We start from the raw sequence: 13,075 nt of genomic DNA, 5'->3' as shown, positions 1-13,075 counted from the left end.
CCCAGCCGAGACGGGGAAAAGTTCTTGCCGGACGGCGCTCCGCTTCGATGCGCAGCTCAATCCGGGTCTGTCCGCACTCTCGTGCTGGACCAGTCAACCCTTCCCCTCGGACTGCTTCGCCGCTTGCGGCCCCTCTCGGGTCGTGCGCGGCACATGTGTGAACGCGGCCGGGCCTTCCGGGCCTTGCCGCAGAGGAGAATGGCATGGATCGCAATGAAAAGACCGAGGTCGTTTCCGCGCTTCACGAATCTCTGAAGGAAATGGGCGTGGTCGTCGTGACCCGCAATCTGGGCCTTAGCGTGGCCCAGTCGACCCAGCTCCGTCAGAAGATGCGCGATGCGGGCGCGACCTACAAGGTAACGAAGAACCGCCTTGCCAAGATCGCCATCAAGGACACCGATTATGCCAGCATCGAAGAGATGCTGGTTGGACCGGTGGGCCTGGCGACGTCTTCCGATCCGGTTGCGGCTGCAAAGGTCGCGATCGATTTCGCCAAGACGAACGACAAGCTGGAGATCGTCGGCGGCGCCATGGGCACTACGCTCCTGGACGCCAATGGCATCAAGGCGCTGGCTTCGATGCCGTCGCTCGACCAGATGCGCGCAACGCTGATCGGCCTCATTCAGGCCCCGGCGACCAAGCTCGCAGTCGTCACCAAGGAACCGGCCGCGCAGCTCGCGCGCGTCTTCAACGCTTATGCCACCAAGGACGCTGCCTGATCTTCAGGCCGCCTTCCCGGCAGACAGTTGCAATCAATTGACTTGGGCCAGACCCGGCCCCGCTAGAAAATGGAGTGAATTACATGGCTGATATCAACTCGCTCGTCGACCAGCTCTCCGCGCTGACCGTTCTCGAAGCTGCTGAGCTGTCGAAGGCTCTTGAAGAGAAGTGGGGCGTTTCCGCTGCTGCCGCAGTCGCGGTTGCTGCGCCCGCCGGTGGCGCCGGTGGCGATGCCCCCGCTGCTGAAGAGAAGACCGAGTTCGACGTGATCCTCGTCAACGATGGTGGCAAGAAGATCAACGTCATCAAGGAAGTCCGCGCCATCACCGGTCTCGGCCTGACGGAAGCCAAGGCGCTCGTCGAAGGCGCGCCGAAGGCTGTGAAGGAGGGCGTGAACAAGGCGGAGTCCGAAGAGCTGAAGAAGAAGCTCGAGGAAGCCGGCGCGACCGTCGAGATCAAGTAAGCTTGATGGGAGGGGAGCGGCCCAGCCGTTCCCGCCCGACAAAAAGAAGCGCGTCCGGAGCGATCCGGGCGCGCTTCTTTTTTGCTTAGCAGGGATCGTCGCGTGGATCAGGCGTGATCGATGGCGCCCCGATGCCGATCAACGGCGTGTGGCGGCCTCGGCCTTCATCGCCTCGATGGCTTCGCGCAGCGTCGGGTAGCGTGCTCTGTCAGCTTCCTCTCGGGCAGCGGAGCGCTCGGCCCGTCCATAGTCGGTCAGGGCCAGCGGCCCCTGCCGCCCGCGCATGCCCAGCCGCCAGAAGAGCAGACTGGCGAGCAGCACCAAGCCGGCAATGAAGCCGATCTGCTGCCATGGCGCGGAAAGATATTGCGCTAGACCGAGGCCCTCGGCCTTGCCCTGCGTGCGTTGCAAGGTCGGCCCGGCGGACCCTGCGCCCATCGGCACTGCGGACAGCGCGATCGGCACGGGTGGCCCATCTGCGCTATTCATGGAAGGCGCCGTGGCCACGCTCTCATTGGTCGGCGCGACATCCTGCGCCAGGGCCACCGCCTTTGAACCAGAGTCCAGCAACTCGGGCCGCGCCTTGCGCACATCCTCATAGGAGCGCGCCAAGGGATCGCGGCTCTCCGGGCGATAGGCCGGCAATTCGCTCACCGGCCGCGCGAGGCGGTCGCGCGACTCCGGCCGCGCGGAGGGCTGGGCCAGTCGGTCCCGGCTCTCGGGCCGCACCTCATTGGCGATCAGCATCGGCGCCCGCACCTGATTATCCTGCCCGAAGGCAGGCGGGAGCAGCAGGCTGGTGAGCTTCTGGAGATCGAGAAGGCTGGAGCTGGCCCGGGCAAACGCAGTTTCCGCTTGCCCTGCCGCCGGACTCACGGCGAGAAGGCAGGCGATCGACGCCATCCCTGGAAAGACAACAGGCAATCTCATTATGACCCCACCGACCCATTTCGGGACAGACTGCGATCAGCATATCGTCGCGCCAATGTAAAGCGTGAGGGACAAAAGGCGCCCTGTGCCGCCCGATCCTTGCGCCGACACGTGCGGCCTGCGCCAGCCGATTATCGAAGGGACCCATCCTCATGGCCGAGACATCTTCTCTCACCACGACGAACAATGACGACCTCAAAGCGCTGGTGCGGACCGTCCCGGACTATCCGATTCCCGGCATCCAGTTTCGCGACGTTTCGACCCTGTTGCTGGATGGCGAAGGCTTCCGGGCGACGATTGACCGGATCGCGGCAATGGTCGATCCGGCCCAGGTCGACCTCATCGCCGGCATCGAGGCGCGCGGGTTCATCGTCGCAGCCGGGCTCTCCTACAAGCTCGGCAAGGGCAAGCTGATGCTGCGCAAGTCCGGCAAGCTGCCCGGCGCGACGGTCGGCATTGATTATGCGCTCGAATATGGCACCGACCGGATCGAGATGCATCAGGGCGCCGTGCGACCGGGGCAACGGGTGCTGCTGGTGGACGATCTGCTGGCGACCGGCGGGACCGCGCTAGCCGGCGCTGCCCTGCTGCGGGGCGAAGGTGCCATTGTCGATCAGGCGGCGTTCGTCATCGACCTGCCCGAGCTGGGCGGTGCGGCGCGCCTCAGGGACGTGGGCATCACGCCCCTCTCCCTCATCACCTTTGAAGGGCATTGAGCCGCATGCGCATCCTGATGCTCGCCGCCCTGCCCGAGGAGGCCGATGCCTTTCTGCCGGACGTGGGCGACAGGCTGGACGGCGACTGGCCGCTGGTGCGCTGCGTCGACACCGGGCGCCATGTGGTCCACATCGCGACGACGGGCATCGGCAAGGTGAACATCGCCGCCGCCGCCGCGCGGCTGCACGCGCTCCATGACGCAGACCTGCTGATGATCCTCGGAACAGCCGGCAAGCTGAGCGCTCTGGCCGGTGATTGCTTCTGGCTCACCCGCGCCGTCCAGCATGATTATGGCGCGCGTCGCCCGGATGCCTTCGTGCACTACCCCGCTGGCGCCTGGCCAATGGGGCCGGCCAATGTCACGCCTTATGCGGCCATGCCCGATCCCGGCAGCGCCCTGCCCCATGCTTGCATCGCCAGCGGTGACGCATTCATCGAGGATGGCGCCTATGCCGCCCATCTCGTGGCTGCGCTGGAGGCCGACATCGTCGACATGGAAACCGGCGCGCTCGCCCAATATGCCGCCCAGTGCGGTCTCCCCTGGGGCGGCATCAAGGCGGTGACGGACGATGCCAATCCCGACAGTGCCGGGGATTTCCACGCCAACCTCCGCGCCGCCTCCCGCCGGGCCGCGCTTGCCATGGAACGGGTGCTCGACCTGCTTTGACCTCGCCGGACAACACGCTAGATTGAACCGACTGCATCGCCCCAACACAGAGAGACATGATGGCTCATTTTGCTGCTTCCCCCCTCCTCCTCGCCGCCACCGGCTTCTGTCTGGCCTTGCAGGGCTGCGGCGCCAAGGCCCCGGCGGGGCCGATGCCCACGCCCGAGCCCTTCGCCGAGGCGATCCTCTATGATGGCCAGGGCAACCGCACCGGTGTCGCGACGCTGGTGCCGGAAGACGGTCATATGCGCGGCAGCGTGGAGGTGACACGCGGGCTGACGCCGGGTGCGCACGGGATGCACATTCACGCCATCGGCAAATGCACCCTGCCCGATTTCGTATCGGCCGGCGGCCACCTCAACCCCGAGAGCAAGCAGCATGGCACTGAGAACCCGCAAGGCCCCCATGCCGGCGACTTGTCGATGATCACGGCTGACGCACGCGGCGCGGCCAAGATGACGTTCATGGCGCACACCAACATGGCAACCCTGCTGGACGACGATGGCGCGGCGCTGGTGATCCACGCAGACGCCGACGACATGCGCACCGACCCCACGGGCAATAGTGGCGGCCGGGTGATGTGCGGCGTGTTCTACCGCAAGGAATCCTGATCGCAGATCTGGGTCCGTCTCCGATCAGCGCCGCAAAGGCATTGCAGCGGGCCGCAAGCCCCTTGCAATGCCGCGCGATGGCCTTATATCGCTGGTCATTCGGATTGGTCGGGCATCTGCCCGCCAGTCGCCTTCCGCTACCCGGGCAAGCATGACGCGTTGCGCACGACATGCATCACATATGGGGTGACGGCGAGGTTCATATGACGCTCAAGTGCGGATCGGACAGCCCCGGCCCGCACTTTTTTGCGTGCTCGCAGCCCTCCAATCGAGGTGCGCAGCCGCAGCAAAAGGCTGAATTTTCGTTGCAATGCGAAAAATATTATCGGGACCACAACACGCAGGAAGGTCAGGTATCTCTGGCATGGCAACCAAGGCTCTCCCCATCAAGCCCGGCGAAAGCGCCACCAAGCGCATCCGCAAGGTATTCGGCAACATCCACGAGGTCGTGGAAATGCCGAACCTCATCGAGGTTCAGCGCGAAAGCTATGAGCAGTTCCTGCGGTCCAATCCCGCAATCGGCTATGTGTCCGGCCTTGAGAAGACGCTGCGCAGCGTCTTCCCGATCCGCGACTTTGCCGGCACGGCCGAGCTGGACTTCGTCCACTATGAGCTGGAAGATCCCAAGTACGACACCGAGGAATGCCGTCAGCGCGGCATCACCTACGCCGCGCCGATGCGCGTCACGCTCCGCCTGATCGTCTTCGAAGTCGATCAGGACACCGAGACCCGTTCGGTTCTCGATATCAAGGAGCAGGATGTCTACATGGGCGACATGCCGCTCATGACCGGCAATGGCACCTTCATCGTCAATGGTACAGAGCGCGTCATCGTGTCCCAGATGCACCGCTCGCCGGGCGTCCTGTTCGACCATGACCGTGGCAAGACGCACTCTTCGGGCAAGTATCTCTTTGCCGCCCGCGTCATCCCGTATCGTGGCTCGTGGCTGGACTTCGAGTTCGACGCCAAGGACATCGTGAACGTGCGTATCGACCGCAAGCGCAAGCTGCCGGTCACTGCCCTGCTCTTCGCGCTTGGCCTGAACAGCGAGGAAATCCTCGGCGAGTTCTACAACAAGGTCACCTATGTGCGCGGCGAGAATGGCTGGCAGATCCCCTATACGGCGGACGCCTGGCGCGGCCTCAAGCCCACCTTCGACATCATCGACGCCAAGACCGGCGAAGTGGTGTTCGCGGCCGGGCAGAAGATCAGCCCGCGTGCGGCGCTCAAGGCCGCCAAGGACGGCCTGGAAGCGCTCGTGATCCCGACCGAGGAAGTCTATGGTCGCTACAGCGCCTATGACCTCATCAATGAGAGCACCGGCGAGATCTACATCGAAGCCGGCGACGAGGTCTCGCCCGAGAACCTCGCCAAGCTGGATGCGGCCGGTATCGACCGCCTCGAACTGCTCGACATCGACCATGTGAACACGGGTCCCTGGATCCGCAACACGCTCAAGGTCGACAAGGCCGAGGACCGCGACCACGCGCTTTCGGACATCTACCGCGTCATGCGCCCCGGCGAGCCGCCGACGCGCGAGACCGCCGAAGCCCTGTTCGAAGGCCTGTTCTTTGACGGCGAGCGCTATGACCTCTCGGCCGTGGGCCGCGTGAAGCTGAACATGCGCCTTGGCCTCGACGCCGAGGACACCATCACGACGCTGCGCCGCGAGGACATCCTCGCGGTGGTCAAGGAGCTGGTGAACCTCAAGGACGGCAAGGGCGAGATCGACGACATCGACAATCTCGGCAACCGCCGCGTGCGTTCGGTCGGCGAGCTGCTCGAAAACCAGTATCGCGTCGGCCTGCTCCGCATGGAGCGCGCCGTGAAGGAGCGCATGTCCAGCGTCGATGTCTCGACGGTGATGCCGAACGACCTCATCAACGCCAAGCCCGCCGTGGCCGCAGTGCGCGAGTTCTTCGGCTCCTCGCAGCTCTCGCAGTTTATGGACCAGACCAACCCGCTCTCCGAAATCACGCACAAGCGTCGCGTTTCGGCATTGGGCCCGGGTGGTCTCACCCGTGAGCGCGCCGGCTTCGAGGTCCGCGACGTTCACCCGACCCATTATGGCCGCATCTGCCCGATTGAGACGCCGGAAGGCCCGAACATCGGTCTGATCAACTCGCTGGCGAGCTTCTCGCGCGTCAACAAGTACGGCTTCATCGAGACGCCCTATCGCAAGGTCATCGACAACAAGGTGACGGACGAGGTCGTGTACCTCTCCGCCATGGAAGAGGCCAAGCACACGATCGCGCAGGCCAACGCCGAAGTGAACCCGGACGGCACCTTCGCCGAGGATCTCATCTCCGCCCGTGAGGCCGGCGAGTTCCTGATGGCGCCGCGCGACCACATCACGCTGATGGACGTCAGCCCCAAGCAGCTCGTTTCGGTTGCCGCATCGCTCATTCCCTTCCTGGAAAACGATGACGCCAACCGCGCGCTCATGGGATCGAACATGCAGCGTCAGGCCGTGCCGCTCGTTCAGGCCGAGGCGCCGTTCGTCGGCACCGGCATGGAAGAGACGGTTGCGCGCGACTCCGGCGCCGCTATCGCGGCCAAGCGCTCGGGCATCGTCGATCAGGTGGACGCCACCCGCATCGTGATCCGCGCCACCGAAGAGATCGAGGCCGGCAAGTCGGGCGTCGACATCTACACGCTGATGAAGTTCCAGCGCTCCAACCAGGATACCTGCATCAACCAGCGTCCGCTGGTGAAAGTGGGCGAGCATGTGAAGGCTGGCGACGTGATCGCCGACGGTCCCTCGACCGAGCTGGGCGAACTGGCCCTGGGCCGCAACAGCCTCGTCGCGTTCATGCCCTGGAATGGCTACAACTACGAGGACTCCATCCTGATCTCCGAGCGGATCGTGAAGGACGACGTCTTCACCTCGATCCACATCGAGGAGTTCGAAGTGATGGCCCGCGACACCAAGCTCGGGCCGGAAGACATCACCCGCGACATCCCCAACGTCGGCGAGGAAGCCCTGCGCAACCTCGACGAGGCGGGCATTGTATACATCGGCGCCGAGGTGGAGCCTGGCGATATTCTCGTCGGCAAGATCACGCCCAAGGGTGAAAGCCCGATGACGCCGGAAGAGAAGCTTCTCCGCGCCATCTTCGGTGAGAAGGCCAGCGATGTGCGCGACACCTCGCTTCGCCTGCCGCCGGGCGTGGCTGGTACGATCGTCGAGGTGCGCGTGTTCAACCGTCACGGCATCGACAAGGACGAGCGCGCGATGGCCATCGAGCGCGAGGAAATCGACCGTCTCGCCAAGGACCGCGAGGACGAGCGCGCGATCCTCAATCGCGCCACCTTCAACCGCCTGCGCGAGATGCTGGTCGGCCAGACGGCCACGGCAGCGCCCAAGGGTGTCAAGAAGGGCGTCGACATCACCGAGGAGCTACTCTCTGAGGTCGAGCGTCACGAGTGGTGGAAGTTCGCGGTTGCGGACGATGCCCGCCAGTCGCAGCTCGAAGCGGTCAAGACGCAGTATGACGAGGCCGTGAAGGTCATCGTCGAGAAGTTCGAGGACCGTGTCGAGAAGCTGCAGCGCGGCGACGAGCTGCCCCCGGGCGTGCTCAAGATGGTCAAGGTCTTCGTCGCGGTGAAGCGCAAGCTGCAACCGGGCGATAAGATGGCCGGCCGTCACGGCAACAAGGGCGTCATCTCGCGCATCCTGCCGGTCGAGGACATGCCGTTCCTGGAGGATGGCACCCCGGTCGACATCGTGCTCAACCCGCTGGGCGTGCCGTCGCGCATGAATGTCGGGCAGATCTTCGAGACGCACCTTGGTTGGGCCGCCCGCGGGCTTGGCCAGCAGATCAAGCATGCCCTGCGCGACTGGCGCGAGGCCAACCCGAACGCGACCGGCGGTGAAATGCCGGAAGCGGTGAAGGAGCGCCTGCTGACCGTCTATGGCGAGGATTATGCGGACGAGATCAAGTCCCGCTCGGCTGAGCAGGTCATCGAGCTTGCTTCCAACCTCGTGACCGGCGTTCCGATCGCGACACCGGTGTTCGACGGTGCGCGTGAAGCCGACGTTTCGGCCATGCTGCAGCTGGCAGGGCTCGATACGTCGGGCCAGTCCACGCTCTATGACGGCCGGACCGGTGACGCGTTCGACCGCAAGGTGACGGTGGGCATCATCTACATGCTCAAGCTGCACCACCTTGTGGACGACAAGATCCACGCCCGTTCCATCGGCCCCTACAGCCTCGTCACCCAGCAGCCGCTGGGCGGTAAGGCCCAGTTCGGTGGTCAGCGCTTCGGTGAGATGGAGGTCTGGGCACTGCAGGCTTATGGTGCAGCCTACACGCTGCAGGAAATGCTCACGGTCAAGTCCGACGACGTGGTCGGTCGTACCAAGGTCTATGAGGCGATCGTCAAGGGTGACGACACCTTCGAGGCCGGCATTCCGGAAAGCTTCAACGTGCTCGTGAAGGAAATGCGCTCGCTCGGCCTCAATGTTGAGCTGGCGGCGCTGGAAGACGTCTCCGACAGCGATGGCGACGACGAACTGCCCGAGGCGGCGGAATAATGGGACAAGGGGCGCTGCTCGCGCGGCGCCCCTCCCCTTCGCCCCTTTACGAACTTCAGCCCTCTGCAGGGAATTGAGACATGAACGAACTGACCACCTTCGCCAATCCGATGGCCAAGCCGGAAACCTTCGACCAGATCCAGATCGGCATTGCGTCGCCTGAGCGCATCCGCAGCTGGTCCTTCGGCGAGATCAAGAAGCCGGAGACGATCAACTATCGCACGTTCAAGCCCGAGCGTGACGGCCTGTTCTGCGCGCGCATCTTCGGCCCGATCAAGGATTATGAGTGCCTGTGCGGCAAGTACAAGCGCATGAAGTACAAGGGTATCGTCTGCGAAAAGTGCGGCGTGGAAGTGACCGTTTCCAAGGTCCGCCGCGAGCGCATGGGCCATATCGAGCTGGCCGCGCCGGTTGCCCACATCTGGTTCCTCAAGTCGCTGCCTTCGCGCATCGGCCTGCTGCTCGACATGCAGCTCAAGCAGCTTGAGCGCGTTCTCTACTTCGAGAGCTACATCGTCATCGAGCCGGGCCTCACCCCGCTGGAGAAGTATCAGCTTCTCAACGAGGACGAGCTGGTCGAGGCGCAGGACGAGTATGGCGAAGACGCCTTCTCCGCCGGCATCGGCGCAGAGGCTGTCAAGCAGATGCTCATGGACCTCGATCTCGAGGGCGAGCAGAAGGCGCTGATGGAGGAGCTGGCGACGACTAAGTCGGAGCTGAAGCCCAAGAAGATCATCAAGCGCCTCAAGGTGGTGGAAAGCTTCATCGATTCCGGCAACCGCCCGGAATGGATGATCCTCGACGTGGTGCCGGTCATTCCGCCCGAACTGCGCCCGCTGGTGCCGCTGGACGGCGGCCGCTTCGCGACCTCGGACCTCAACGATCTCTATCGTCGCGTCATCAACCGCAACAATCGCTTGAAGCGCCTGATGGAGCTGCGTGCGCCGGACATCATCGTCCGCAACGAGAAGCGCATGCTGCAGGAAGCCGTTGACGCCCTGTTCGACAACGGCCGTCGCGGCCGCGTCATCACCGGCGCCAACAAGCGTCCGCTCAAGTCGCTCTCCGACATGCTCAAGGGCAAGCAGGGCCGCTTCCGCCAGAACCTGCTCGGCAAGCGCGTCGACTATTCCGGCCGTTCGGTCATCGTGACCGGTCCGGAGCTCAAGCTGCACCAGTGCGGTCTGCCCAAGAAGATGGCGCTCGAGCTATTCAAGCCGTTCATCTACGCCCGTCTCGACGCCAAGGGTCTCTCCATGACCCTCAAGCAGGCGAAGAAGTGGGTCGAGAAGGAGCGCAAGGAAGTCTGGGACATCCTCGATGAGGTGATCCGCGAGCACCCTGTGCTGCTGAACCGCGCTCCGACGCTCCACCGCCTCGGCATTCAGGCGTTCGAGCCCGTGCTGATCGAGGGCAAGGCCATCCAGCTTCACCCGCTGGTCTGCGCCGCGTTCAACGCCGACTTCGACGGTGACCAGATGGCCGTCCACGTTCCGCTGAGCCTTGAGGCCCAGTTGGAAGCGCGCGTGCTGATGATGTCCACCAACAACATCCTCTCGCCCGCCAACGGCAAGCCGATCATCGTGCCCTCGCAGGACATGGTGCTGGGTATCTATTATCTGTCGATGGAACTGGCCGGCGAGCCGGGCGAAGGCATGATCCTCGCCGACATGCAGGAGGTCCACCAGGCCCTCTTCGCCAAGGCGGTGACGCTGCACAGCAAGATCATCAGCCGCGTGCCGCAGACGGATGAGAATGGCGAGACCTACATGCGCCGCGTGGAAACCACGCCGGGCCGTATGTTGATCGGCGAGTGCCTTCCCAAGAGCCACAAGGTGCCGTTCGACGCCGTCAACCGCCTGCTCACCAAGAAGGACGTGGGCGACGTGATCGACGAGGTCTATCGTCACACTGGCCAGAAGGACACGGTGCTGTTTGCCGACGCCATCATGGCGCTGGGCTTCCGCCACGCGTTCCAGGCCGGCATCTCGTTCGGCAAGGACGACATGATCATTCCGGACAGCAAGGTGGCTCTGGTCGATGAGACCAAGGCGCTGGTTGCCGACTATGAGCAGCAGTATCAGGACGGCCTGATCACCCAGCAGGAAAAGTACAACAAGGTGATCGACGCCTGGTCGGGCTGCGGTGACCGCGTGGCCAACGCCATGATGGACGAGATCCGCTCGATGCCGCAGGACCCGGATACGGGCCGCCTGAAGCCGATCAACTCGATCTACATGATGAGCCACTCGGGTGCCCGTGGCTCCCCGGCGCAGATGAAGCAGCTGGCCGGTATGCGCGGCCTGATGGCCAAGCCGTCGGGCGAGATCATCGAAACGCCGATCATCTCGAACTTCAAGGAAGGCCTGACCGTTCTTGAGTATTTCAACTCGACGCACGGCGCCCGTAAGGGTCTGGCCGACACGGCGCTCAAGACGGCGAACTCGGGTTACCTGACCCGCCGTCTGGTCGACGTGAGCCAGGACTGCACCATCGTCGAGGTGGATTGCGGCACGCAGAAGGCGCTGGAGATGAAGGCCATCATCCAGGGCGGCAGCGTGATCGCATCGCTCGGCGAGCGCGTGCTCGGTCGCACCACGGCCGAGGACATTGTGGACAGCAAGGATGGCTCGGTCATCGTCCCCGAGGGCGAGCTGCTGGACGAGGCGATGGTCGCCAAGATCGAGGCCATCGGCGTTCAGGCCGTCAAGATCCGCTCGCCGCTGATCTGCGAATCCAAGATGGGCGTGTGCGCCAAGTGCTACGGGCGTGATCTCGCCCGCGGTACGCCGGTGAACATCGGTGAGGCTGTCGGCGTGATCGCCGCCCAGTCGATCGGTGAGCCGGGCACGCAGCTGACGATGCGGACCTTCCACATCGGCGGTGCCGCCCAGCTCAACGAGCAGTCCAACCTCGAGGCCGTCTCCGACGGTTCGATCGAACTGCGCGACATGCCGACCATCACGGACAAGCATGGCCGTAACCTGTCGCTGGCCCGCAATGGCGAACTGGCGATCATCGACGATGAAGGCCGCGAGCGTGCGGTCCATCGCCTGCCTTATGGTGCCGCCATCCTGTTCAAGCATGGCGCCAAGGTGAAGCAGGGCGACCGCATCGCCGAGTGGGATCCGTTCACGCAGCCGGTGATCACCGAGAAGCCGGGTATCGTGAAGTATCAGGACCTGATCGACGGCAAGACGCTGACCGAACAGGCGGACGAGGCCACCGGCATCACGCAGCGCGTGGTGACCGAATATCGTGCCCCGTCCCGTTCCAAGGACGATCTGCGTCCGCGCCTGACCCTGCTGGACGATGCCTCCGGCGAGGCAGCGCGCTACCTTCTGGCACCGGGCGCGACGCTCTCGGTCGAGGATGGTGCGCAGGTGCAGGCCGGTGACGTGCTGGCCCGTGTCTCCCGCGAGGCTGCCAAGACCCGCGACATCACGGGCGGTCTGCCGCGCGTGGCGGAGCTGTTCGAGGCGCGCAAGCCCAAGGACAATGCGATCATCGCACGGGTCTCGGGCCGCGTTCAGTTCCTCAAGGACTATAAGGCCAAGCGCAAGATCGCGATCCTCCCCGAGGATGGCGGCGAGCCGGTCGAGTATCTGATCCCCAAGAGCAAGGTGATCGACGTTCAGGAAGGCGACTACGTGAAGCGTGGCGACAACCTGATCGGCGGTTCGCCCGATCCCCACGACATTCTCGAAGTGCTCGGCATCGAGCCGCTTTCGGAATATATGGTCGCGGAGATCCAGGAGGTCTATCGACTGCAGGGCGTGAAGATCAACGACAAGCACATCGAGGTGATCGTTCGCCAGATGCTGCAGAAGGTTGAGATCACCGACGGCGGCGACACCACGCTGCTGGCAGGCGAGCAGGTCGATCGCGAGGAAATGGACGAAGTGAACGCCCGCCTGGCGCCCGGCCAGCAGCCGGCCTTCGGCAAGCCCGTGCTCCTCGGCATCACCAAGGCGTCGCTGCAGACCCGCAGCTTCATCTCGGCTGCCTCCTTCCAGGAAACGACCCGGGTCCTCACCGAGGCGGCCGTTCAGGGCAAGAAGGACACGCTGATCGGCCTCAAGGAGAATGTGATCGTCGGGCGTCTGATCCCGGCCGGCACCGGCTCCTCGATGAACCGGATGCGGATCGCCGCGAACAGCCGCGATGCCGCGCTCCGCGCCGCCATGCGGGCCGCCAACGAGGTTCACCTCGTGGCGCCGCAGACCGCCGCCGAAGAGCATGAGGCGGAGCTGCGCCAGCCCGTGGAAGCTGCCATCGGCGACGATCCGCTCGGCAAGGTGCAGGGTGAGGACTTCACCACCGAGGACATGAACTAAGCATCAGGTCCTTTTCGGAAGAAAATAGAGAGGCCCGCCGGAGCGATCCGGCGGGCCTTTTGCTTGGATGTCAGGCGCGATATCCTGTGGCAT

The 13,075-nt window shown here is 64.2% G+C and carries 8 protein-coding genes; 7 read left to right on the top strand and 1 reads right to left on the bottom strand.

The genetic code is table 11. From position 1 onward, the window contains the following. The first annotated feature begins 203 nt into the window (after positions 1-203). Positions 204-719: a 50S ribosomal protein L10 gene (gene rplJ / locus M2341_RS08320; protein ID WP_181559473.1), complete on the top strand. Its 516-nt coding sequence runs from the start codon at positions 204-206 to the stop codon at positions 717-719. An 83-nt stretch (positions 720-802) separates the two neighbouring features. Next, entirely contained in the window at positions 803-1,183 is a 381-nt protein-coding gene (rplL, locus tag M2341_RS08315; RefSeq protein WP_181559472.1) for a 50S ribosomal protein L7/L12, read from the top strand. A gap of 138 nt (positions 1,184-1,321) precedes the next feature. On the opposite strand, the gene M2341_RS08310 is transcribed toward rplL, so the two are convergent. After that, positions 1,322-2,113, bottom strand: a complete 792-nt coding sequence (locus tag M2341_RS08310) for a hypothetical protein (RefSeq protein ID WP_264584906.1) — start codon at positions 2,111-2,113, stop codon at positions 1,322-1,324. Positions 2,114-2,265: 152 nt separating this feature from the next. On the opposite strand from M2341_RS08310, the gene M2341_RS08305 reads away from it, so the two are divergent. From M2341_RS08305 to rpoC, 5 genes are all read left to right on the top strand, one after another. Further along, on the top strand, positions 2,266-2,829 hold the full coding sequence (locus M2341_RS08305) for an adenine phosphoribosyltransferase (protein WP_181559470.1): 564 nt from the start codon (positions 2,266-2,268) through the stop codon (positions 2,827-2,829). Positions 2,830-2,834: 5 nt separating this feature from the next. Continuing rightward, positions 2,835-3,497, top strand: coding sequence for a purine phosphorylase (locus M2341_RS08300; RefSeq protein WP_264584905.1), 663 nt, complete (start codon positions 2,835-2,837; stop codon positions 3,495-3,497). A gap of 56 nt (positions 3,498-3,553) precedes the next feature. Beyond that, a complete protein-coding gene (locus M2341_RS08295) occupies positions 3,554-4,108 on the top strand; it encodes a superoxide dismutase family protein (RefSeq protein WP_264584904.1) in 555 nt (184 codons plus the stop codon). A gap of 364 nt (positions 4,109-4,472) precedes the next feature. Then, the gene (gene rpoB / locus M2341_RS08290) at positions 4,473-8,645 is read left to right on the top strand and encodes a DNA-directed RNA polymerase subunit beta (RefSeq protein ID WP_264584903.1); all 4,173 of its coding nucleotides are present in this window, start codon (positions 4,473-4,475) and stop codon (positions 8,643-8,645) included. A gap of 80 nt (positions 8,646-8,725) precedes the next feature. Beyond that, positions 8,726-12,982, top strand: coding sequence for a DNA-directed RNA polymerase subunit beta' (gene rpoC, locus M2341_RS08285; RefSeq protein ID WP_181559466.1), 4,257 nt, complete (start codon positions 8,726-8,728; stop codon positions 12,980-12,982). Positions 12,983-13,075: the final 93 nt, after the last annotated feature.

Source organism: Sphingobium sp. B7D2B (assembly GCF_025961895.1).
Lineage (GTDB): Bacteria > Pseudomonadota > Alphaproteobacteria > Sphingomonadales > Sphingomonadaceae > Sphingobium.
The sequence above is the reverse complement of the archived record's forward strand: the minus strand, read 5'-3'. Positions and strand labels throughout refer to the sequence as shown.

Bases quoted from the DNA above. Each gene is read 5' to 3' on its own strand.
- M2341_RS08305 (WP_181559470.1), top strand. From the start codon at position 2,266: ATGGCCGAGACATCTTCTCTCACCACGACGAACAATGACGACCTCAAA.
- M2341_RS08295 (WP_264584904.1), top strand. From the start codon at position 3,554: ATGATGGCTCATTTTGCTGCTTCCCCCCTCCTCCTCGCCGCCACCGGC.
- M2341_RS08300 (WP_264584905.1), top strand. From the start codon at position 2,835: ATGCGCATCCTGATGCTCGCCGCCCTGCCCGAGGAGGCCGATGCCTTT.
- rplL (WP_181559472.1), top strand. From the start codon at position 803: ATGGCTGATATCAACTCGCTCGTCGACCAGCTCTCCGCGCTGACCGTT.
- rplJ (WP_181559473.1), top strand. From the start codon at position 204: ATGGATCGCAATGAAAAGACCGAGGTCGTTTCCGCGCTTCACGAATCT.
- rpoB (WP_264584903.1), top strand. From the start codon at position 4,473: ATGGCAACCAAGGCTCTCCCCATCAAGCCCGGCGAAAGCGCCACCAAG.
- rpoC (WP_181559466.1), top strand. From the start codon at position 8,726: ATGAACGAACTGACCACCTTCGCCAATCCGATGGCCAAGCCGGAAACC.
- M2341_RS08310 (WP_264584906.1), bottom strand. From the start codon at position 2,113: ATGAGATTGCCTGTTGTCTTTCCAGGGATGGCGTCGATCGCCTGCCTT.